At 59.2% G+C, this 24,033-nt stretch carries 16 protein-coding genes; 4 read left to right on the top strand and 12 right to left on the bottom strand.

The window, feature by feature from the left end; translation table 11 throughout:
- Positions 1 to 167: 167 nt before the first annotated feature.
- Both NK8_RS10995 and cysC read right to left on the bottom strand, forming a co-directional pair.
- Positions 168 to 983 (bottom strand): sulfotransferase, encoded by an 816-nt coding sequence (locus tag NK8_RS10995; protein WP_213226349.1) that lies wholly within the window; start codon positions 981 to 983, stop codon positions 168 to 170.
- An 81-nt stretch (positions 984 to 1,064) separates the two neighbouring features.
- Positions 1,065 to 1,694 carry an adenylyl-sulfate kinase gene (cysC, locus tag NK8_RS10990; RefSeq protein ID WP_213226348.1) on the bottom strand — a complete coding sequence of 210 codons (630 nt, stop codon included), beginning with the start codon at positions 1,692 to 1,694 and terminating at the stop codon, positions 1,065 to 1,067.
- A gap of 385 nt (positions 1,695 to 2,079) precedes the next feature.
- On the opposite strand from cysC, the gene NK8_RS10985 reads away from it, so the two are divergent.
- From NK8_RS10985 to NK8_RS10970, 4 genes are all read left to right on the top strand, one after another.
- Positions 2,080 to 3,480, top strand: coding sequence for an ABC transporter ATP-binding protein (locus tag NK8_RS10985; protein WP_213226347.1), 1,401 nt, complete (start codon positions 2,080 to 2,082; stop codon positions 3,478 to 3,480).
- A gap of 7 nt (positions 3,481 to 3,487) precedes the next feature.
- Positions 3,488 to 8,746: a glycoside hydrolase family 99-like domain-containing protein gene (locus tag NK8_RS10980; protein ID WP_213226346.1), complete on the top strand. Its 5,259-nt coding sequence runs from the start codon at positions 3,488 to 3,490 to the stop codon at positions 8,744 to 8,746.
- A gap of 171 nt (positions 8,747 to 8,917) precedes the next feature.
- Positions 8,918 to 10,087: an acyltransferase gene (locus tag NK8_RS10975; protein WP_213226345.1), complete on the top strand. Its 1,170-nt coding sequence runs from the start codon at positions 8,918 to 8,920 to the stop codon at positions 10,085 to 10,087.
- Between the two features lie 51 nt (positions 10,088 to 10,138).
- Positions 10,139 to 12,616: a hypothetical protein gene (locus tag NK8_RS10970; protein WP_213226344.1), complete on the top strand. Its 2,478-nt coding sequence runs from the start codon at positions 10,139 to 10,141 to the stop codon at positions 12,614 to 12,616.
- Between the two features lie 57 nt (positions 12,617 to 12,673).
- Here NK8_RS10970 and NK8_RS10965 read toward each other — a convergent pair whose 3' ends face one another.
- From NK8_RS10965 to NK8_RS10920, 10 genes are all read right to left on the bottom strand, one after another.
- The gene (locus tag NK8_RS10965; RefSeq protein ID WP_213226343.1) at positions 12,674 to 13,522 is read right to left on the bottom strand and encodes a class I SAM-dependent methyltransferase; all 849 of its coding nucleotides are present in this window, start codon (positions 13,520 to 13,522) and stop codon (positions 12,674 to 12,676) included.
- A 68-nt stretch (positions 13,523 to 13,590) separates the two neighbouring features.
- On the bottom strand, positions 13,591 to 14,418 hold the full coding sequence (locus tag NK8_RS10960) for a trans-aconitate 2-methyltransferase (RefSeq protein ID WP_213226342.1): 828 nt from the start codon (positions 14,416 to 14,418) through the stop codon (positions 13,591 to 13,593).
- Positions 14,419 to 14,503: 85 nt separating this feature from the next.
- The gene (locus NK8_RS10955) at positions 14,504 to 15,259 is read right to left on the bottom strand and encodes a class I SAM-dependent methyltransferase (RefSeq protein ID WP_213226341.1); all 756 of its coding nucleotides are present in this window, start codon (positions 15,257 to 15,259) and stop codon (positions 14,504 to 14,506) included.
- A 293-nt stretch (positions 15,260 to 15,552) separates the two neighbouring features.
- Entirely contained in the window at positions 15,553 to 17,514 is a 1,962-nt protein-coding gene (locus NK8_RS10950) for a hypothetical protein (protein ID WP_213226340.1), read from the bottom strand.
- A 49-nt stretch (positions 17,515 to 17,563) separates the two neighbouring features.
- Entirely contained in the window at positions 17,564 to 17,989 is a 426-nt protein-coding gene (locus NK8_RS10945; protein ID WP_213226339.1) for a GtrA family protein, read from the bottom strand.
- Entirely contained in the window at positions 17,986 to 19,269 is a 1,284-nt protein-coding gene (locus NK8_RS10940) for an NAD(P)/FAD-dependent oxidoreductase (RefSeq protein ID WP_213226338.1), read from the bottom strand. Before NK8_RS10940 ends, NK8_RS10945 begins: the two co-directional genes overlap by 4 nt.
- Before the next feature lie 13 nt (positions 19,270 to 19,282).
- Entirely contained in the window at positions 19,283 to 20,221 is a 939-nt protein-coding gene (locus tag NK8_RS10935) for an NAD(P)-dependent oxidoreductase (protein WP_213226337.1), read from the bottom strand.
- Positions 20,222 to 20,285: 64 nt separating this feature from the next.
- Positions 20,286 to 21,983, bottom strand: a complete 1,698-nt coding sequence (locus NK8_RS10930; RefSeq protein ID WP_213226336.1) for a hypothetical protein — start codon at positions 21,981 to 21,983, stop codon at positions 20,286 to 20,288.
- Positions 21,980 to 22,720, bottom strand: a complete 741-nt coding sequence (locus NK8_RS10925; protein ID WP_213226335.1) for an SDR family oxidoreductase — start codon at positions 22,718 to 22,720, stop codon at positions 21,980 to 21,982. Before NK8_RS10925 ends, NK8_RS10930 begins: the two co-directional genes overlap by 4 nt.
- Positions 22,717 to 24,033, bottom strand: a complete 1,317-nt coding sequence (locus tag NK8_RS10920; RefSeq protein WP_213226334.1) for an FAD-binding oxidoreductase — start codon at positions 24,031 to 24,033, stop codon at positions 22,717 to 22,719. Before NK8_RS10920 ends, NK8_RS10925 begins: the two co-directional genes overlap by 4 nt.

Here is a 24,033-nt window from a genome sequence, read left to right as displayed (position 1 = left end):
CGCTCGAGGCTCAAAGCGAGCGTAATGGCGGCAAAGGCCCTGCGCGCGGGGGGCGAGGACAATGCGTCGTCGTTGTTTGTCGCGATACGCCATCATTATGACATAGCGGTTTTCACCGCTCCCAGCCAAATCCGCTCTCTCTCCCGACGGGGTCGCAGGCCTGCGCGTCAGATGTAGTCAAATACCTTCAGCGCTTCGTGGGCGCTCGACTCGCAATGTTCGATCTGCCCGGGGGTGAGTTTAGAACGCCAGGCATGGGCGCGTTCGGGAAGAAACGGGCGGCTGAGATTGAGATGGCTGGGATTCGAGCGCAACGACATTCCGCGGCGCTCGGCGTCGAGCATCCCAGGCACGAAGTCGAGTCCAAGCAGTTCGACGAGCTGTTCGACGACCGGACGCGGTTCGGCTACCAGCGTCTCGTACTTGAGCATCATGTAATTCGGTGCGCCGGACATCGCGCGATACAGGTGAAGGTTGGTGTAGTTCCAGATTCGCGGGAAATACTCCTCTATACCTTGTGGCGCCCAGTCGACGTTCAGGAGCGACGCCAGGGAGCCGCGTACATCCCGGACGATGTGAATGAACTTCAGGTTCGAGGTTAAGAGGCCCGCCTGCTCGAGCTTGCGGATAGAAAGGAGATCATCCGGAGATTTGTCGCCGCAGATGCGCTTGCCGAGCTTGCCTGCCATCGCTCCATATAGCGCTTCGAGCACGCCGGCAAGTCCCGGCTGAGCGCCCATGACGGCCGACCGGACCTCGTCCTTGCTTAGGACCGAACCGAACGCGCCGGCGTAATCGTCGGATTCTGCCGCGATCTCGGCCAGGATCCTGACGGCATGCTCCCAGGAACTGACGCTGCCGATCACGTGGGCGGCCGTGCTGATGAACGTGGTCTGCATTGGAATGAATATATCCGGATGCAGATTCAGCGTTTCCTTGAGCAATGTGGTGCCCGAGCGTGGCGATCCGAAAACAATGAACATGGTTTTTTTGGGTTACCAGGAACAAGAGAGTAGAAAAGAAAGGCCCGGCGCATGGTGCACGATGAGTCGCAGCGCCGGCTTTCAGCCGGGCGCGAACCGTTCGGTGATGTAGCGGGTCAGCAGCGTGACGCATTCCGAAGCCGGCAGATTGCAACTGTCCAGCATCAAGTCTGGCGACTCGGGCGATTCATAAGGTGAGCTCACGCCTGTGAAGTCAGCGATTTCACCATTGAACGCTCGGCGATAAAGCCCCTTTGGGTCGCGCTCGCAGCAGGCGTCGATTCCTGCATTGACAAACACCTCGTGATAGCGCGGGCCGATGATCTCTCGGGCGCGCGTCCGATCCGAGGCGAACGGCGCGATAAGCGCGACCAGCACCAGGAGCCCGGCATCGGCGAGCAGCGCAGCCGCGTGCGCGGCGCGTCGAACACTCTCCTTACGATCCTGCGCAGAGAAACCGAGATCGGAATTTAGGCCGGTTCGCAGAGTGTCGCCATCGATGATGAATGTGCGGTAGCGGACAGCCCGCAGTTGCGCGTCGACCAGGCCGCTGATCGTGGATTTGCCGGCTCCCGACAGTCCCGTGAGCCAAATCACCCCGGAAGATGGTCGTTCGGCCTTAAGAGCCGCGTCCGACGTCTTTTGCGGCGTAACCGCATCCGCGCTGGCTGAAGGAACATTCCACATCGCTGTACGCGAATCTATTGTCACGGGCAGCTCCGCTTCGACAGTTTACGTTGGATATTTGCCTCACGAAACCGCGTACCGCACTTGTCCCGGCCAGAGCGCGCCTCGCGGCCATGCCCTGATGCGGCACCTTGGTCCCATCGACCGTAATGATTATGTCACTTAACTACTAAACAGGCGGCGGAATTGCCGTTCACGTAACGCAACCTCACAAAAAACATATTTGGTCACATTTTTATTACAAATCAGGCGGCGAGGCGAAAGGGTGATCGGTTCGGGTTCAAAGGGTCCGATCGCCATTTGGCCAACGCAATTTTGTTAAACTAAAAGGTCGGGTCTCCACGGGCGAGCGTGAGCTTGGAACTCAGCGCCGTGATTTTCGTGGGATATGTCAAGGGAACGGGATGAAATGGCGAGTGATCGTGTAATCGACGCGGTAAACCTCACGAAGGGATTCAATTCCTACGAGAGACCGCTCGATCGTTTGATGCAGGGGGCGGCCAATATGGCCGCCCGCGTGTTTCCGGCATCCTTACAAAACCGCAAGTTTCATGATGGCGCCGCGAACAATGTCTTTTGGGCGCTGGGCGGCGTGAGCTTTTCAGTGGCGAAAGGCGAGACCGTCGGCATCATCGGCCGAAACGGCTCCGGCAAGAGCACGCTGCTCCAGATCATCTGCCAGACCCTCAGTCCGACGAGCGGGGACATTCAGGTCGAAGGTCGTGTGGCCGCTCTGCTCGAACTTGGCTCTGGGTTCGACCCCGAATACACCGGGCGTGAGAACGTCTATCTGAACGCACAATTGCATGGCCTCACGCGGCGGCAGGTGGATGAGCGCCTCGTCGACATCATCGCGTTCGCCGACATCGGCGAGTTTATCGATCAGCCGGTCAAAACGTATTCGAGCGGCATGTTCGTGCGGCTCGCTTTCGCGGTGATCGCCCATGTCGATGCCGATATCCTGGTGGTGGATGAGGCGCTTGCCGTCGGCGATGCGTTCTTCAATCAGAAGTGCCTTCGCTTCATGAGCAAGTTCCGCGAAACCGGCACCATCCTCTTCGTGAGTCACGACACGTCCACAATCAAGCGATTCTGTTCGCGCGTGATCTGGATCGATCATGGCAAGGTCGTGCGCGAGGGACGACCGGACGAGATCGCCGAAGCCTATCTCCAGGCGTATTTCGAGACATCCAACGCGGAAAGCGCGCTCGTTGACAAATCCACGACGGAGTCTTGCAAAGCCGTCGAGCAGATTTCCATCGAGGCGGGCAAGCGATTGCAGCGCATCAACGCTTCGGCGTATCGCAATGATATTCAGGTGATGCTCTTCGAGCCCCGCGCCGCGTCGTTCGGGCGTGGGGATGCGCGCATCATCGCGGTGGAACTGGTCGATGAAGACGGCGTCCCGCTTTCCTGGGTCGTCGGGGGAGAGTCGGTGACCTTGCGGATCAAGGCGGAAATACACGAACGGATCGAAGCGCCGATCGTGGGCTTTTTTTTGAACGACAGCATTGGTCAGGCGCTATTCGGCGACAACACGTATCTCACGCATCGCGGCAAGCGGCTGACCGGCCGGGAGGGAGACGTCGTCATCGCGCGGTTCGGGTTCGTGATGCCGATTCTTCCGGAGGGTACGTACTCGATCAATGCCGCAATCGCGGAAGGCACGCAGGAAAACCATGTGCAACTCCACTGGATCCACGATGCCCTGCAACTGCGTGTGAGCTCGTCCAGCGCCGCGCACCATCTTCTCGGACTTCCATCGCTACGCGCGAGCATGTCGACGCAGCGCATTCCGACCACATCATAGGCTTCTCATGGCGAATCAGTTTTTCGAAAACAACGCTGACACTCAACCCGGCTACGAAGCCGAAGCGGATGTCGGGCAGACCCAAGCGCGTCCGGCCATCGCCGACGCCGGGTCCGAGGATCTTGCCTGGGACGGCGAACGCTATATTCCCGGAATGTCGACCGAGATCGAGCTCGAACACATGCACCGGTATGTGGTCGCGCGCAAGCTCGCCGCTGGCAAGCGTGTGCTGGATATTGCATGCGGAGAAGGTTACGGGTCGTTCGCGCTCGCACATGCGGCGAGTTCAGTGATTGGCGTGGATATCAGCGAAGACGCCATCCATCATGCGACGAAAGCCTACTCGCAGAACGGGCTACCCCTCGAGTTCAAGATTGGGTCGGCTGCGGAAATCCCTCTTCCCGACGCGAGCGTCGACCTCGTCGTGAGCTTCGAAACGATCGAGCATCACGACCAGCACGAGGAGATGATCGCGGAGATTCGCCGCGTGCTGAAGCCGGGCGGCTGTGTGATTATTTCCAGTCCGAATAAGTATGAATATTCGGACGTGACGGGCTATGCAAATCCGTTTCACGTGAAGGAACTCTACCTCGAAGAATTCGAGGCCCTGCTTCGCGTAAAATTTCCCAACGTAGAGATATACGGTCAGCGCGTGCTGACTGGCTCGCTGCTCGCGCCGCTCGATGAGCGGACCGTTCATGTGCGATCCCTGCCTGGCGCTGAAGCGGACGCCCAGGAGTTCACGGGTGTCGCGCGACCACTCTATTTCATCGCCGTTGCATCCGATGCGGCCTTGCCGACGCTCGATAGTTCCGTGTACGAGGCGCCGGATGGCGCCACCGCCGACATCGGCAAGGTCGCGCAAGGACGCGTCGAATGCAAGTTGTACTGGCGCGCAGGCGAAGAGAGCTACTCCGAACTGAAGTCGATGGGCTGCCTCACGCTCGGCGATGGCACGCTCCAGACCGTGAGCCTTTCGATCCGCGAGCCGCGTGGCACCGCGGCAGTTGATTCTCTGCGCTTCGATCCCAGTGACCGGCCCGCAGCGATCCGGTTTGACTGCATGAGCTTGCAGACGGCAGACGGCGAGACAGTATGGTCGTGGGACCGCAATCCCGCGTCGCTGCTGAACCTCAGCGGGGCATTTTTTCTAGCGACGGCCGACCAACCGACGCTTGTCAGTTATGGGGATGACTCCTGGTTCGAACTTCCCATTCCGGAGGATGTGGCCCAGCGTCTTGGCGAAGGTTCGAAACTGGTGGTCCGCTTTTGCGTGCGTGGCGAGGTTTCGTTCCTCACGCAATTGCTGGCGGAGGCGGACTCGGTGCTCAGCGATTTCACGGACGCCCTGAATCAGGCTCAGGCCAGCGTCGGCGTGAGCAGCGCGAAGGCCGACCGCGCGGGTGACCCGCACGGCGTTGCATCACGATCGATGACCGGCGGAGCAGGGCAGCGTGTTCCTTTGTTCGAGCGTGTGCGGGATGGTGTCATGTGGACCCGGGCGGAATGGGCGCAACTCCTGCATTTCAGGCAGGTCCTCCAGGAATCAACCGCCGCGCTCGCTGAATCGCGTACGGCATTGAAGGCTGCGGAACGAGCCTATTGGGAAACAGAGAAAACCCTCCGCCAGGGTGCCGCGGATCTGGAGAACCGTCTGCTGGCGCAGACGAGCGTGCTTGCCGAGCGCGACAACCGGATCCTCGAGTTGACGCGCGCACTCGAGACGTTGACGAGCGAGCGCAGTCGTCTCGTGTCCGAACTCAACACTCGCAATGCGGAGACGATCACTGCGAAGGCGCGGCTCAATGACGTGCTCGGAAGCACTTCCTGGCGCCTGACAGCACCGATTCGCTTTGCCGTGCGTCTTGCACGCGGCGGTAGCGAGCGTGCCGCCGCGGTTCGGTCGGCCTCGAAGGTGATCTATCGCCGCGTCCCGGTTCCCGGTTCGGTCAAGCGCAAGGTCAAGGGCGCCTGCTTTCGCCTTATGCCGGGCATCTTCTCGCATACGAAGGCCTACAAGGATTGGTCCGAGTTTCGCAGCAAGATTCGCGAGGCGAGCGCAACGGCGACGGCAGGGTCTGCTGCGCTCGATGCGGGGCAGGCGGCCATGTCTGCAGCCGGCGTGTCGGGACCGCCCGCGACGCCGGTCATCGACGAAGCGAATCTGTCCTTCCAGATTCTGCCGGTGCCTTCCATCGGAAACCAGAGCGACTATCAGGCGTTTCCTCCTGTGGCGCCGCAGCAGGTTCCCGTTCGGGCAATTGCGTTCTATCTGCCGCAGTTCCATCCGTTTCCGGAGAACGACGAATGGTGGGGACGCGGCTTCACCGAGTGGACGAACGTCACGCGTGCCGTACCGCAATTCGACGGCCACTATCAACCGCATCTTCCGGGCGAACTCGGCTTCTATGACCTGCGCATTCCCGATGTGCAGCGCCGTCAGGTGGAACTGGCGAAGGCTGCCGGGATCGGTGGATTCTGTTTCTATTTCTACTGGTTCGCCGGAAAGCGGCTCATGGAGGCGCCGATCCGCCAGTATCTCGACCATCCCGAATTCGACTTGCCGTTCTGCCTGTGCTGGGCGAATGAGAACTGGACGCGACGCTGGGACGGTCTGGATCAGGAGCTCCTGATTTCGCAGCATCACTCGCCAGAAGACGATCTCGCGTTCATTGCGCATATTTCGGATTACTTGCGCGATCCTCGTTATATCCGCATCGACGGCAGGCCCGTGCTGATCGTTTATCGCCCGACGCTTTTGCCGGACGCGAAGGCGACTGTGGCGCGCTGGCGCCAGTGGGCGCGTGAGAACGGATTGGGCGAACTGTATATGGCTTATACGCAGTCGTTCGATCGGTTCGTTCCGAGCGAATACGGCTTCGACGCCGCGATCGAGTTTCCGCCGAACAACGCGCATCCGCCTTCGAAGGCCGGTGAAGTTACGCTGCTCAACCGCGATTTCAGCGGACACATTCTCGACTGGAACCATTACGTCGAGAAGAGTCGCGCGTACGATCCGCCCGAATATCGCCTCTTCCGTGGCGTGACGCCGTCCTGGGACAACGAGGCGCGCAAACCCGGACGCGGCACCGCGTTCGTCGGCTCGTCGCCCAAGTTGTATAGCGAGTGGCTGTTCAACGCCGCCGCCGATACTGTGCGCCGCATCGCGAATTCGGACGAGCGCCTCGTATTCGTCAATGCATGGAACGAATGGGCGGAAGGCGCTCACCTCGAGCCAGATCGGAAGTACGGTTACGCTTGGCTGCAGGCGACCCACGACGCTCTCACGCGCGCCAATACCGTGTCTAAGGGACGGCGCATCGTCGTGGTGTCGCACGACGCCTATCCGCACGGCGCGCAGTTTCTGGCGCTTAACCTGGTGCGGGCGCTTTCGACTGAGTTCGGCTTCGAAGTCGCCACGGTCGTGCTTGGCGGCGGTCCGCTCAAGACGGAATTTGCCCGCTGGAGCGAACTGCACGATCTCGAAGGCATCGATCCAGAAGGAGAGGAAGCTACCCAACTCGCGCGAAGACTCGCATCGCAAGGGTTCCATGCGGCGTTGTGCAACACGACCGTGTCCGGGCGCTTCCTGCGCACGCTGAACGGTGCGGAAATCCGATGCGTCGCGCTGATCCACGAGCTTCAGGGCATGCTCGCCAAGTATCAGCTCGAGCGGCACGCGTCGCTGATCGCGCAGCATGCCGATCGCGTCGTGTTTCCCGCGCAGAGTGTCGAGCGCTCATTCGGGCAGATCGCGACGGTTTCGCAAGCGCGCACGCTCATTCGGCCGCAAGGCCTGTATAAGCGTAACCAGTTGCGCGGAGAGCGGGCGCGCGGGCATTCGGCACTGCGCGAGAAACTGCATCTTCCGGCGAACACCAAGATTGTTCTCGGCGTGGGCTTTGCGGATCATCGCAAGGGCATCGATTTGTTCGCGCGAGCGGCCATACGCCTGCGCGAGAAACAGATCAATGCACGCTTCGTCTGGGTCGGGCACTGGGAAGCGAAGATCAAGGAAGAAGTCGATGCCTGGCTCGCGCAGCATGACGCAGCCGATGCCGTAATCTTCACGGGACTCGAACTCGACACGGACCTCTATTACGCTGGCGCCGACGTCTTCGCGTTGACGTCGCGTGAGGATCCGTTCCCGTCCGTCGTGCTCGAGTCGCTGGAAGTCGGCGTACCGGTCGTCGCCTTTGAAGGTGCAACGGGCGCGAGCGAACTTCTGAACAAGGATTGCGGCCTGTTGGCGCCTTTGGAGAACGAGCAAGAATTCGCCGCGGCCATCGAGCGCCTTCTTGGCGATGACGACTTGCGCGAGTCGCTTGGCGCCCACGGCGCGCGCCTCATCGCCAACGAATTCTCGTTCCGGCACTATGTATTCGATCTGCTCGACATGCTCGGCTGCGGCTTGAAGCGCACATCCGTTGTGGTGCCGAACTTCAACTACGAACGTTTCATCGAGGCGAGGCTGGATTCGATTTTCACGCAGGGATACCCGATCTACGAGCTGATCGTCCTTGACGACCACTCCACCGACGGCAGCGTTGAACGCATTCGCGCGAAACTGGCCAACCAGCCGGTGGATACCCGACTGGTCGTCAACGGAACGAATTCGGGCTCGGTTTTCGCACAGTGGAAACGCGGTGTGGAACTCGCGCGTGGCGACTACGTGTGGATCGCCGAAGCAGACGATCTCGCGTTGTCGGATTTTCTCGCGCGCACCGCCGACGGCCTGCGTGACCCGGACGTCGTGCTCAGCTACAGCGAGTCCAAACAGATGAGCGAGTCTGGCGAGGTTCTTTGTGAAGACTATCGAGACTATGTTGGGGACATCTCTACGAGCCGCTGGAATGACTCGTATGTCGACTCAGGCATTTCAGAGGTCGAACACACGTTGGCCGTAAAGAACACGATTCCCAACGTCAGCGCTGTGGTTTTTCGTCGCAAAGATTTAGCACATGTGCTTGCTGAGCATTTCGACGAGATTCGGCGCTTCCGCGTCGCGGGTGACTGGATGGTCTATCTCCGCTTGCTCGAGCGCGGCAAGATCGCTTATCAGCCGGAGTCGTTGAATTTGCATCGCCGACACGGACGCAGCGTGACGATCGGTGGATTCGGTGAGGCACAGCTCAGGGAGATCCGCGGAATTCAGTTGTGGGTGCGCGAGCACCACAAGCTGGACGAGGCGGTCATCGAGACGGCCGATGCCTATGCGCGCAAGCTTTGCATGGACTTCGATCTGGATGAGAGTGTCTTGAGCTAAGTGCATGCGTTGAGTATCGTAGCTCGGTCGGTCCGCGCTTAGGCGCGGATCGACCTGTGCACGTATGGCAAGTGTGGAAGGCCAGCGGGCGGTGGTGAATCGGCAGTCTTCGGGAAGCGATCCGAACACGCGTTTGAATATTCTTGGAAGGGGACAATACCTGTGGTCGTCATGGCAAAAGGCCTTCGATCCGCACCTGGATTGACCAGCGTGGCGGAAGCTTCAACGCCGCAACCTCCCAAGCTCGATTTCATCGACTCCATGAGAGGCTTCGCGGCGCTATATGTCCTGTCCTTTCACTTCAGCCTGATCACGGATCCTCGTGCGGTCGCACCCCGCTGGCTTGCACCCTTTACAGCATTCGGCGGGTCGGGTGTGACGCTGTTCTTCGTGGTAAGCGCCTTCACGCTGTGTCTTTCAATGGACACGCGTAAGGAAAACGAAGCTACACCGCTCCTGAACTACATCATTCGGCGCTTCTTTCGCATAGCACCGCTTTTCTATCTTTGGATCATCGTCTACTGCATCAGGGACTGGGCGCTTTACGGGGTTCAGCACTCAGTATCAGAGATCGCGCGTAGCGCATTCTTTTTGCTGAACCTTTTTCCGGGCAAAGAACAAGGATTCGTTTGGGCCAGTTGGACCATCGGCGTGGAAATGCTCTTTTACGTCCTCTTTCCCGCCATATTTCGGATCGCAAGCAATGTAGGGCGGGCCGGGGCACTCTTTCTCGTCGCCCTTTTAGTTCGTGCGGCCTGGCAAGCCGCTCTTCCGACGCTGGTGAACAATCCGTCGCTTGCGAACACCTATTTCAATCTCAGCCTTCTTTATCATCTTCCGACCTTCGTCTTAGGCATCTGCGTGTACCGCATTTATCGGTTGATGGATGTGAGAACGGCGAGTCATTTTGGCTTGGGATATCTCCTGGTTGCAGGCGCGATCGTTGTCCTGATTTCAATTTCATATGGATTGATTCCCTTCGGTGCCGTTGATCCGCTAACTATCGAGGCGATCAATTATGGTGTGCTGCTGCTCGGGTTGTCGATATCGGCCCCCAGGTTTCTCGTCAACTCAGTGACGCGATTCTACGGAAAAATTAGCTACTCCGTGTATTTGTCGCACGCCGTGACGATTTATTCACTGTCGAAAGTGTTTGCGGTGATATATAACAAGGTACCGTACGTTACCGTTTCCTACGGTCTATCGATTGCCTTGGCCCTTTCCCTCGTGACACTCATCTCATGGATTACCTACACCCTGATTGAGACGCCTGGTAATCGGTTGGGACGGGCCATTATTCGATTTAGACGGACGAAGCGATACAACGCGTCGGCTGTTTGACGTTAGTCCCCGCACGACAGTTGCTGCCACGATTCAGCAAGGAATCGCGGAATGACGTTCTGGAGAAGCAACGGCGGCCCGTCTCGACGCAGGGCTGTTCGCGACAAGCGCAAGCTCTTGGACACGCGGAACGAATACCGATGGCTTCAATCCACTTTTGACTCGTCAGATGAGTATGCTTTGGTCAAGAGGGATTTGCTGTATGATGCCGCGACAGTTCGGCCACTCGTTTTTCACCTCACAATGCCAAAGCTTTCGCTTCCATCGCGTTTTTTCCTGTTTGTGGCTGGTCTGATTGGAGCGATGTTTGTAGCTTTTCTAGTCAACGCAACGCAGAACTCTGCACCGGTGCCACTGATCGGCGCCGGAAACAGTTGGAGCGTCACCGGGGATTTCCCGAAATTCTCGGAGAAACTGCCGCCGCTTCAAGTTCCGCCAAGTTTTGAGGACACGCCCGAGTTTACTGCGTTCAGAAGCTGGCGGCCGGGTGGCGTCACTCAAGGGAGCGTTGCGAGCCCTCCATTCGTAGCACCGGACTACATCGCCGTGCCTTACGCACGTGGAGGCGAGCGGGGATATCCAGATGCAGACGATATCCGAATCGAGTGTATGGCCAACGGAGCCTACCTCGTTATATCAAGCACGCAGACATTCGACGAGTGGAGCGTTGCTTATCGGAAGATCCCCGAAGGTTTCTGCGGTGGCAAGGTCCGCCTCGTTGCGGTGGCGCGAGCAGCAACCGGTGGCTCGTACATCGGCGTAGCGACCCCGTTCGCGGTGTCTCGTGCGATGTACTATGCTCATTCCGGATTCTATGCGAAGGGCCTTGTCGTGTTCGCGACCTGGTTCATCTTCTGCGCGATTTTCCTGGCTTCCGCGCTCTCGTGTCGCGCATGGGGCTATCGACTGGATTCATTCGGAGTTGGGGCTCTGAGCGCAGGTGCAGCTGGGATGATCGTCTTTGTATTTGGAGTTGCCCAAGCCAAACTCGCTGAGTCTGCCGCGGTTGCGCTATTCACTCTTTCGGCGGCTGTCGTCGCCTATTCGTACGTCAGGCGGCGAAGTACGTGGAACGAACTGATTTCAGAGCTACGTCTCCCCCTCTTTTGCTGGTTAGCTGTTTCAATGACCTTGGTCGCGTTCGTGTGTGGCGCCGACAGTGGCGGTGGACGTTGGGCAGTCAACGGGTTGTTCTCGCCTTTGAGTTGGTCTGTGGACAATCAGAACCCGGTCTTTTTTGCGGAATCCTTCGTACGACGCACTTCGAATCAGTCGCTTACCGCCGGTGCATGGCTGTTCGATGATCGAACGCCCCTGCTTACGCTGCTGTTAATTCTTCCGCAAACACTGATCATCCATCCGCTGACTCACTTGTTCGGGCTTGATTTCGCATATGAAGGCGACAGCGTTGCTGCGATCACGCTGTTGAGTTTCTGGATGCCGGTGCTCGTCTGGTTGATGCGAAAGCTGCGATTGAGTCATCCGCGTCTTTTCTTTTACATAGTCGCTGTCTCGCCATTCCTGCTATTTAATACCGTTTACACTTGGGGCAAACTCTTGGGCGCCGCCTACGTCATTCTGGCGGTCGGGGTGATGCTCAGCATGCCGAGAGATAAATATGCATCGCGCCCCAATCTGGGTCTGATCCCGCTCGCGTTCGCGCTTGCGTACTTGGCTCATGCTGGAAACGCGATCGCAGCCGCTGCTTTCCTTTTGATGTTTGCGCCGACCTTGCGCATGCGCGACGCGAAGATCTTGCTGATCGGTACCGTCGTCGCGGTTGTGGTGTTCGCTCCCTGGTTCTACTGGACTCATTTCGTACAACCCGGTGGAAATGCATTAACGCGGTTTCAACTCGCGGATGATCTCGGCTTCGATCATCGCTCAAAGTCCGTGCTTGCAAGTGTGACAGAGCATCTCAAAGCGTTGGGCTGGTCGCAGTGGGTGTATAGGAAGGAGCAATCGTTTCGGCTGCTCGTCGACGTTTGGGGTCGCATGGGACCGTTCGGCCGGCCCATTGACACCGCGAGCCCGACGATGCTCGGCAGTCAGCGTGCCATCGACTTCATAGTTGTATCGCGTACTATTGGTATTGCATCGTTTGGAGTTGTGGGTATCGTGCTCGCATCCATCCTCCCGGGACGCAGACGTGCAGATCCGCTCGCTGTCCGACTTGCGTTGTGCGGCGTGGTTGGGCTCGTCATGATGACGCTGCTGATTACCCAGATCGGCGTGACTCATCACCATTCATACGCGTCGGTGATGATGCTCGGCATTGCAGGAGCAATGTATATTTCGGAAGAATGGCCACGTTTGGGAAAAGTGCTATACGTGCTCTGGCTTCTGTATTTCCTCGTGGCATGGATCATTGACCCGGTGCGAAATGCCGATCAACTGCATCCAGGTGCTTTACTGTTTGGCTTGACTTGGCTTGTTGCTCTCTGCTGGGCGGTTGAACAATCCTCAATTCGATCATCTACGCAAGCCGACCATCGCCGTCTGTGGACCGGCGTTGATTCAATGCCGTGACGTTCGCTGTATCTCGCTAGCCATTGCCGAATGGCTAGCGACTGTCGTGTCCCGCACTCACACCGGTCGCAAGAACACGATCGTCTGATACGCGTCCTGAAGATTGAATTCGACGCCGGCCACATTCCAGCCCTTCCAGTTCTCCCTGATATAGTCGAGTGTCATCGACGTATCGCCGTAGGTGATGTCACCATCGATTGGCTCACGGCCGTGCGGTGTATAAGCGAAGCCATTCACCGCGTGGTCGCGCTGCATAGCTTTCACGTCCACAATATTTTGTTTCTGGTCGTGGATCTCCCAATACGACTGAGGCCGAATGGTAATGACCATCAAGCCGTTGTCGGCAATCGATCGGCGGCACACGTCCATCACTGCCTTACCGCTTCTCGCGGAGAGGTGCGTGAACACCGAGAATGCGTAGATCAGATCGAACCGCTCGCCTGGAAAAGGCGGTTCCGTCGGAATGTAGGCGGACTGGATCAAGTTGGCTGCGAGGCCGCTTTCCCGACACAAGGCAATCGAGCGGTCCCACGGATCGCAACCATGGAGATTCTCGGGCGCAGTGAACTTATACATCAGGCGTAGCAGGCGGCCCCAGCCACATCCATAGTCGAGGATCCGGGCGTCATCCAGTGATCGATTGGCGTAGCGCCGATAGCCGTTTTCCAGAACGCGTACGAAGGCTGCACTTTGCAGCAGAAGCGGGTAGCCGTGACTGCCAGTCCAACTGTCCTGTACTTCGTCGGTAGCCATTCGTGGCAGTGCCTCTCGAGCCTTGCTATATTCCGGCGGAATATAGAGCAGTGCATCAGCAACGGCATCGACCGGCAGTTTTCTCAGGGCAGCGAAAACATCGCCGCTCGAAGCGCCTGATTCGATACTCTGATAAATCTCAGTACGGTCCAAAACGTTCTCCTTTCTAACCCACACATATCAATTGCGTTGCGAAGCTTCTGTTCTGTTTATCTCATCATTTAGCTCGCGAAACCAGGCCTGCCGAAAACGATGACATCTTGATGATCGGCCCAGCCTCGTTCGACATAGGAAAATATGCGCAGATTTCCTATGGATTCGACATCCCGAATCAGCTCCGACGCTTTCGAGAGTGATACGCCGTAGCTCCCTTCGATATAGTCGTGATTTTCCTTTCGCTCATAGTCTCTATAGCCGAAACCGCTGCTCCGATAATCCAGAACAATGCCGGCCCACGCCTCGTCGTTGATATATTTGAGTTTCTCGCCCAATATCTCGCACCATCTACCATGCGCAGTGGCAACGATGATTCCAGTCGGACTGAGAAATCGCGAAAGGTGCGTCAGCCATCGTTTCATGACCGGACGCGATGTGTGAGTGAATAGCGATCCAACCCAGATCAGGTCGTATTCCTCGGGAAATTCGATTTCCGACAGCTCTTCCTTCGAATAAATGCCTTTGGCAGCACCTAACACATCACAGCAAAAATCCACTCCGGAGCGATCGAGGTCGCATGCATGAATGCGCGCATCAGGGAACAGGGCCATCAAGTGCCGAAGCACGCGGCCATGTCCGCAAGGGAGATCCAGGACAGTATTGACCCGATGTACGAAACTGCTTAAGTAGGCATTGACAATCACCTGAACCGCGCTGCATCCGATTTCCAGATACCATTCGTTGAACATCGTCTCGCTCGCCGATATCTCGCGGTTCAGCGCTGCTTCGTAATAATGGCTCAGACATTGCCCGATGTATTGGAAACGACTCGTTCTTTCCCGCCAGTGCTTCGATAAAACCTGTTCCTGCAGACTCGGACATTGCGCGCTCATTCTGTTTCCTTGGCGAGTCGAAGAGCCGTCGTTGGACGGGCGAAATCAATTTATTGAAATCCTGCGGCGGCCAGAGAGTGTCGCGTCAAAGCCTGTTTCCCAGCATGGCGATATGCGAGTAGGGGCTCTGAAACTGCCGGATATAGTTTCCCTCGTGCATGAATTCGCTATTCTCCAGCGAAGTGGATTCCCAGCCAGAATATGCTTCACGTCTGCAGAATGTCGTCAGGCAATCCGTGCAAGGACCTGCGCCCCAGTTGATCATCTCCTGTATCAACATGCGGCCGCCGTGCAAATCAATCGTGTCGAGCACTGCACGATGCGAGACATCGATTGCACGGCCGTGATCGTTCGGAAGCCCTTTGCCAGCATCGAGCCAGTTGGAATGGTGAATGAAGGCCGCACCCCGAGAGCTGAGTTTGGCGATGATCTGCGGAATATAGGCGTCGAGTACATCGGTCGATGCATGCACCAGCGAATCGAAAGAAAAAATGAAATCGATCGAGCCATCGGCCACGGTTTCGAGCGACGAGCCATTATTCTTCATGAACCGTGCGTGCGGTGCATTCTCAAAGCGTCGGATGCAGGCGTCCACGCATTCCTGCGAAAGATCGATGCCTTGGTAACTGTCGCTTGCCGCAAGCAGAAATCTAGTCCATCTGCCGAAACCGGGCGCGATTTCCAGAACGTTCTTCGCAGGTAAAAAAGCGCTCACCCGCGGATATAGCGAACCGAGCCATTGCGCCCGGCTTCCGCCCCACATCTCACTCCATTCTTCGCCACCGCCATTCCAATCGTATGAACCATCCCAATACCGGGAGTTGAAATCGACATTCTCCATTTAGATCTCCATTTGCGAAGCAAAGGGTGTAAGCCTGTCGGTTGCACGGGAACGGTTCCTCCGAATGTAGGTTGCATATATTGAAACGAACGGCCCCGCTACTTGACTGCAGTCGAAGCAGTTGCCGGTCTACGTATTGAATGACGTGCAAGTACGGCCTAAGCCTACCCGATTTTAGTTTTAAATTGTGTCGGGTGATCTACTGGCATCGGTGCATGCAGGACCAGCTGGTTTCGAGTGTGTGAGCGCGAACGAGCGATCGCGCCCAGAATTTCAATCGACGAACACGGTGCTCACTGACTTGTTGCCTGCGGTATCCGCATGCGCGAGATTTGCACCGGCACGCGTTTCGCCCAGAAGATGCTCGAGCGCACATGTGGGACGATGCGGATCGCAACGGGTCGATCGAGCGTCGGCGCTCGCCCGGCCGTCGCAATCAGCGTCGCGAAGTCGGCGGTGTTGCGCACGAGAGGAGAGATCAGGAAACTCGTCGCGCCGATCGATGAGATGTAGCGAAACGACTCGATATGTCCATCCGCGAACGAAAGCTCGATGGTCACCTCTGGAATGGCGAGAAGAATGTTCGCGATCTTTCCTGCCAACGACGGTGCAAGGTCGATCGTCACCCAAAGCGGATCTGCGGAAGCGGGCAACAGCACGAATTCGCCGAGCTTCGTCTCCATGCTTGCGAGCGGAACGAGTTCAGCTGGCCGAATGGCCGACGAGTCGCGCCGCAGCACGAGGAAATCGCCTGCGCGACCTTCCAGCCGATAGCCGCCGAGCAAGCCGAGCCAGCTCAGACTATCGTCGAAGGCGGGTAGACGCCGGTCGATCGGTGACACACCGAACAGGACGTTGGTCGGTCCCTTACCGGACAGCAAGTGTGCCGCGTTCACTTGGGCGAGTTGCGCACCGTATGCGGAGTAGCTCTGAAACACCGGCCGTGGCGACCATGCGACGCCATTGGCGAGCGGCACGTTCTGGCTGACCGGATACACGTCCCACGACCCGCCCGGCGACGGCAGTGGAAGCGCTTGGCGAATGGCATTGATGCTCGCATCGTAGTGCGCGCGTAGCGCCAGGCCGCCGTTTAGACGCTCGCCGATGCCGCGACCGATTGCGCTCAGCGTGTTCGAAACGCGCGTCGGCAACGTATGGCGGTCGAAGTACCGATTGTCCGCGTGATATTCGGCGGTCACTGCCAATATAACGAGTACCAGCGCTCCAACGGGCGGGCACTCGAAAGCTACGAAAATCGCTATGAAAAGCAAAGTGCCGAACGCGATGAGCGCGTGCGCATCGTGACGGACGAACCCCGCCTTGAACACGATGAACAGGCTGATCGCCAGGCCTAACGTCACGGTGCATGCAACGAACCTGCCGCTCCGACTTGCCCAGCGAAAACTCAGCCACAGCGCAATGATCGCGACTCCCCCATAGAGCCACATCTCCGCGGGGCGTCCCGACAAGGACATTGCGTCCGTGTAGCCGGAGATGATTGGCTGCATCGAAATGAAGTAGTGCGGCAACGCTGCGAAGGGCTGGCCCGCCGCGACCCATCCGCCACACAGTGTGAGCGCGAAGAGTACGACGCCGCACAGAGCGCGCGACGGACTGCGGCGCCATTGCAGCAGAAACGACAGCCCGCCGATCACCAGGCTGAGCGCGCCGAAGGAACCCTTGACGAGCGGAAGTAGCCCGAGCGATGCCGCTAGCAGCGCCTGCGCGACATCCGTCAGCCACGTGGCATGCAGCGCGAAACGCTTGCCGTGGGCGACCGTGAGGCGCGCTGTAACGAACAGCAGCAAGGGCGGAATCGCAAGGTAGAGGGGGTCGAGCAGCACGCTCGTGTAAAGACCTGCCAGTACGAACGGGAGCGGCCATTTCCGGCTGTTCGCGGCCAGGCACAGCAGGCCTGCCGCGAAGCCCAGACCGGTTAGCAGATTGCCCGCTATGCCGAGAGCGTCAGTGGCGGGATGGTACTGGCGCGTATAGACCGGGGCGAATGGTCCAAAAGTGAAGATGATGTCGCGGCCGATGACGAGATGCCGCGCAATCGCCTCGTTCATGGCGTATTGCCAGGCGGAGTCCAGGCTGTCGATCGGAAAGCCCGGCGCGAGCGGCAGATAGCAAAGTATCACCGCCACGAAAAATAGCGCACCGAGCACACCGTGCGCGATCGCGCACGCGCCCGTCATCCGGCCACGATCGGCAGCAACTGAGACGTTCGCATCTGATGGAAGCTTGGGCTGCATCGAAAAGCGGTTGGTCCGGAAGAAGATGGCGCGGCGAGCCGTCGAGGGCTCAGTGTTTAAAGCTGAATTTCTTATGACCGATATAGCTCGTGAACACCGGAATCATTACTCCGATCAGATGCGCGATCTCGCGATCGTGCCAAGTGATGCCGAGCCGCGGAAAGACATAGTAGGCGAGCCCAACGCTGACGGCCCACGTCTGCAATATCCCCACGAGATTCACAAGCGTGAAAAATAACACGGAGCGCCCAGCGCTTTGCGTGCTCTGCCGAAACACGAAGATCTTCGCGAGAACGAATGCTGTGATCATCCCCGCGACATACGCGACAACGATCGCCGCCGAATAGGGCATCCACAAATTGAAGACGATGCGGCTTCCCCAGTTGACCGCGGCCGCAAAGCCGCCGGTCAACAGGAACACGAAGAACTGCTTCGAGACGAAAGTCTTCGCGACGACGGTATGGGCACGCGTCATAGCATCCTGGCCATCTTGCGCGACAGATCGATGCTCTCCGAAATACCGCGATCCTCCGGATAATAGTACGACGTATCGGCGACCAGCAGGCCCTCCACCGGTAGTTGAATCGGCGGCAGACGATCCAGATAGCCGGGTTCGCAGATGGGCTGCGCGAAGCGATAGCGGCTCGCGCGTACATCGATGAAGTCGTCAGCCGTCAACGCTGGATTGATCTTCATGAGATAGCGCTTCGTCTTGTCGATGAATATGCCGTCCGGCTCCTGATACTTCGGATGCTCGCCGGGCACATAGAACGGCACATAGACGATGTGCTGATCGAGCGGCCGCAAGTTCGTGTATTCGACGATACCTGGAATGTCCATTTCCGGATCGTTGGTGTTGAGCCAGAAGTTCTCCGTCACCGGCTTCTTCAGCTTCGCGATGACGCAGACGCACGCGACGTTCTTCACGCTCTTGAAGGCGTCGAGAATGTTCGACGGCAGATCGGGCATGACGCGCGGCACATAGGGTAACGGAATTGTGCTGATGACTCTGTCGAACGAATGAAACTCGCCGTTCGCCTCGATGCCTTTTACCGCACCGTTCTCAATTACCACTTTTTGAGCCGCTGTCGACAGCCGGAACTCACCGCCGTTGGCTTCGATATAGCGGCGCATGCATTGGAGCAGCGTGTCCGACCCGCCTTCGAGAAAGCCGAGCTTCTCGTGGAAGAGGTTATAGCGCGAGCGGCCGATGCGCCGAATCCGGCTCCAAATCCACGCCGCGGACAAGTTGTACCCGTAGTCGTAGAACTTGTAGTCGAACAGACGCCGCCACAGCACTTCCCATGCTTCCTCGCCGATCCAGCGGCGAATCCAGCCGGTCGCTTCCACTTTATCCAGCGGCTTCCAGTCGTTGCGCTTGGTCGAAAGAAAAGCGTGTAGTCCATAGCGGAATTTCGCGACGAACGAAAGCCCCTTGAACTTCAGCAGCGCGACCGGATTGCCCCACGCCTGCACGCGGCCCTGGTAGTAGTAGCCCATCTTCGTTTCACGCCACTGCATCTTGTCGGCGAGCCCGAGTTCGTCGAGCACCTTAAGGAATGCGTGATCCGAGATCGCATGGAAATGGTAGTAGCGTTCGATCGACAATCCACTGAAATCGAAGCATGCCGCCATGCCGCCGACGCGATCGTCAGCTTCGAAGATGACAGGCCGCTTGCCGTCCTTCACCAGTTGGTAGGCGGCGCCGAGACCCATTGGCCCGGCTCCGAGTACTGCGATGCGTTCTCCGCTCATGTTCTCGTTCCGCTCAAAACTCGAGTGCAATATGGCTGTAGGTGGGATCGTTGAAGGTTTCGTCCATCGCGTTCGCGAACGGGGTCGGGCGAATCCTGAAGATGCCCGGCCAGTCGATCACTTCGAATTCGTCGCCTGCGGTGAGCGCTTTCAACTGATCGGAGGTGAACGGCGGGTTCTTGTCGAACATCGCGTAGATGCGCAACAGCACATCGAAGAGACCGTAGGGAATCTTGATGATGGCGCAGCGCGCGCGCGTGGCGCGTTTGATCTGACGGATGATGTCGATGTAATCGACTCGCTCAAGGCCCGAAATGTTGTAGGCCGAGCCCTTGATCCGTGAGTCGATGCAACTGATGATCACGTTGCAGAAATCACCGACATAGAGCGGCTGGCGCATGTACTTGCCGCTGCCGGGAATCGGAAACGCGGGCACGCGTTGCATGAAACGCGAGAGCCAGCCAAGGTGCTTGCGGTCGAACCAGCCAAACATGAGCGTGGGCCTGAGCACGACGCAGTCGATGCCCGAGGCCACCACGATCTCTTCCTGTTCACGTTTTGTGTCGGTATAGAAATCGTTCGCAACGGAGTTCACCACCGACGAACTGATGTGCACCGTGTACGGCACCTCGTATTGCTTGATCGCCGCAAGCACATGGCGCGTCGCAGTGATGTTGTTGCGGATGAACGGCTCCAGTGTGGGCGCGCCGATCTGCGCCTGAAGCATCACGACGACATCCGCGCCTTCGAAGTGCTGCTCCCAGCCGCCGGGCTCGGCGAGGTCCGCGTAGATGGCCGTCACGTCGGGATGCGTCGCGCGCAGGATGCCGAGATTCGCGCGGAATTTGTCGAGTACGACGAGATTGTGGTAGCCCTGCGCCTTCAGTCGGGCGACGAGGTTCTGGCCGACGAGGCCTGCGCCGCCGGGAAGCACGATACGGGTGTCTTTCATGCGTTGGTTGTCGTTTGATTGCGTCAATTCGGTTCCGTCAATTCGCGAAGGCTCGCCTTCGCAATCAGGGTGTGTGTCCGACGGTGGTGCCGAGCATCGAGCAGAAGGTGCCGTTGCTCAGCCGCCCCGTCACGCGGAACACGGATTCGGGTGACGCAGCGAAAAATGCGGTCCAGGCAGAGAAGCGGGCATCGTCGCCGTGCATGGCGCGAACGTCGTCGCGCGGGCCTCCGCTGACGCCGGTCCCGATCGAATCTCCGTCCGGATTGACCACGATCACGTCCCTAGGCACCTGCCGCGACTCAGCATTGTAGATCCAGCCGGAGGCGCCATAGATGCCCGACGTCCCGGTGAGCCAAACGTGATCGACGTAGCCGTCACAGCGCGCGGACGCCGGAACGTGCGCGGGCGCAACGTAGAAATCCTTCTGATGCGGCGAGAAAATGCTCAGACCGGCCGCTTCCGCCTCTTTGGCGGTCCGGATCAGCCGGTCCTCGAAAGGATAGACGGGCTTCGTCACCGCGCTATCGTACACGTGTGCGCGCAGGGCGAGGCCGCTGACGTTGCGTTCATATCGCTCGTTTTCCCCGCCGCGCAGGGAGAGCCACTGAAACACGACGAGCGTCGCGATCGCGATGCACCCCGCCAGGACGGTCATGCGGCGGCCACGCACACTCTTCGAATTGGCGAGTGAGAACAGCATTAGCGTCAGGGCGCATAGCAGGGAAATGGTCGTATAGCGCGACGCAAGCGCCGATTCCATGCCGTAGACGAGCCGTCCCGATGCCGTCATCAGCGCGTTGGCCGTGCCGAACAGGGCGAACGCGATGTGCGATCCGAGCGCCTGTTCAGCGCTGACGAACAGCCCGAGCGCCTGCACAAGCACTGCCAATGCCACGATGATGCCCCAGACATAAGCGCCCGCATACGCCAAAGGCGTGTGTGAGCCGCCGGAGCCCAAATATAGCAGCACATATTCGACGAGGCGGACCGGATGCCCCTGCGCGACTGCGAGCGCATCAAAGGACGCATCCGCAGGATGCCAGTGGCGCAGGTACAGCAGCCAGGTCGCGGCGCCGACGAGAAGCGTGAGGCCAACGCGCGCGGCTCCGATGCGGCGGTGCGCTGCTTGCATGGCCGCCACGGCGATCGCGAGCAATCCGCTCGCCATCGAGATAGCGGCGGCGATCGCGCAGAGCCACGCCGCCAGCAGCCAGCCGTTCCCCTGCGTACGGTCGCCCGAGCGTAGCCGGTCGGCGCATCGCTCGACTGCTTCGAATGTCCAGAGGGCGAAGAGGCATACAGCAAACCACTGATTCTGAAACCCCCACGTGAAGTTCTCGAACTGCATCCACGAGAACGTGAAGATGAGGGTCGCCCCGGTCAGACCGAGCCTTCGAGCGCCCGAAAGCGCCATGCGGCTCAACGCAACATGCACGATCGTGAGCGCGATCAGGCCGGTCAGCGCGATATTGGCCGCAAGCAAGGAAACGTTTCTGCCGCCGAAGTAACGGACGTCGAGATAGAAAAGAATGCGCGAAAAGATCAGGCGATGCTCGTTGTGCTGCTCGAACCAGGCGCCGAGCGGATCCTGCTGGGTGCGCAGATAGAAACCGATCGTGCCGTCCCACTGATCTCCGAGCGGCACGGGCGTGAAATGGCGTACCACGCCAACGGTCGTGGTGACCACCGTGAACACGCCCAGCACGAGCAGCAAATGATGCCACGTGAGTTGTCCACGCGACACCTTCGATGCACTCACAAGGACGCTCGTTTGAACAGGAACTGCGGCACATTACGGATGATCGTCATGATGCCCCACCAGAACCACGGCGTATAAAGCACGTTCTTCTTCCTGTCGATGCCGCGCACGATATCGCTCGCGACCTTGTCAGGTGTAGCGACGAGCGGCCCGGGCAGCGGCAGGCCGGCGGTCATCGGCGTGGCGACGAAGCCCGGCTTGATGGTCAGCACGTGGACGCCCGCCTTGAACAGCCGCGCGCGCAAGCCTTCGAGAAACGCGGAAAGCGCCGCCTTTGCGCTGCCGTAAAGATAGTTCGACGGCCGTCCGCGATCGCCCGCGACCGACGAAATCACCGCGAGCGCGCCGTGACGCTGGCCTTCGAGCGTGTTCGCGAGCGGTGTGAGCAGCGCAATCAGCGAGGTAGCGTTCGTGCTGAACTCGCGCACCGCGACGGCCGGATCGGCTTCGCAGGCTTTCTGATCGGGCAGCGTGCCCGGCGCGACCAACACGACGTCGAGCGAAACGAGCTCTGCCACGCATTGCGTGAGCATTGCGGCATGCGCGTTCAGATCGTCGACGTCGAGCCGGTGGCACACGGCGAGCTTTGCGCCACGCGCGGTGAGATCCGCGGCGACCTGTTCGAGCCGCTCGCCGTTGCGTGCGACGAGGAAAAAGCGCGCGCCCTTGCCCGCCCAGACGCGTGCGCAGGCGATGGCAATCGCCGACGTCGCACCGATGATGACGATGTTCTTCATGATGATGTGGTCACTCGTTCCCAGAAGCGCGACAAGAGCGCGGGATCGCGCAGCGCTTCCAATTCCTGCCAGCGTGGAAAGGCCGTGCGAAAGTCCGAGCCTGACATGTGCGCGTCCTTCGCCGGATAAAGTCGGCCGCCTGCTTCCCGCACGATTCGGTCGAGCGTGGCGAACAACGGGCCGTTACGCGCCCCGTTCTGCGGAAAGTCGAGCGCGAGCGACGCGCCGGGCATCGGAAACGACAGCAGTCCCGGCGACGCAATGTCTCCGCAGCGCTTCAGCACCGCGAGAAACGAGCCGGTGCCGCTTGCCGAGATGGCCTGCAGTATGGCGCGGATTGCTTCGCGTGAGCATTCGCCCGGCACGACGCATTGGTATTGCTGAAAGCCTGCGCGGCCGTAGATTCGGTTCCACTGGAGCAGACTGTCGAGCGGATAGAAATAGCCGTCGTAGCCGACACGCGACCATACGCGATCGTCGCGTTGACGGCGAAAATAAAGTTCGTTGAACGCGCGCAGCGTCGCGCCGTTGATCGGTGAGAAGGGCGGCGTCACGAGCACCGTGTGTTTTTTGCGGCGATCGACTTCGAGGCGGCCGTGGATCGAATGATCGCCGACCATGAAGATGCCACGTCCCAGCGCGCTGCCGCGGCTCAGGCAATCGACCCAGGAGACGCTGTACTCGTGCCGCGCATCGAGTTCTTCGGACAGCGCGAAAAACTCGTCGAGATTGCCGAAGCGGATGCTCGTCACGTCTATGAGGCTCGAACGCACCGGAATCAGCCGGAGTTCCGCCCAGATGACGATGCCCGTCAGCCCGAGACCGCCAATGGTCGCTTCCCACAGCGCCGCGTGGTTGGAAGGTGTGCAGACCATTTCCGCGCCGTCGCTGCGTAACAGACAGAACGCGTTGAGGTGCCGCCCGAACGTGCCGCGCACATGATGATTCTTGCCGTGCACGTCGTTGGCGATCGCGCCCCCTAGCGTGGCGTACTTGGTGCCGGGCGTGACCGGCAGCATCCAGCCTTGCGGGATCGCGATTTCGAGAATCTGCTCGAGCGTGATGCCAGCTTCCGCTCGCAGCACGCCGGTTTCCGGGTCGAAATCGATGACCCGGTCGAGAGGCAGCATTTGCACGACATGTCCCGACGCGGCCAGGCAACTGTCGCCGTAGCTGCGCCCGTTGCCGAAGGGCAGGGTGGTGCCCGGCCCGGCGGCATCCCGCAGCACGCGCGCGGTCATGTCGCGCCATGCGACCGCATGCGGCTGCTGCGGCGCTTTGGGATAGCGTCCCCAGGACAGGAGCTTGGTCAT

It is taken from the genome of Caballeronia sp. NK8 (assembly GCF_018408855.1).
GTDB lineage: Bacteria > Pseudomonadota > Gammaproteobacteria > Burkholderiales > Burkholderiaceae > Caballeronia.
This window is presented reverse-complemented; position numbering and strand designations above follow the sequence as displayed.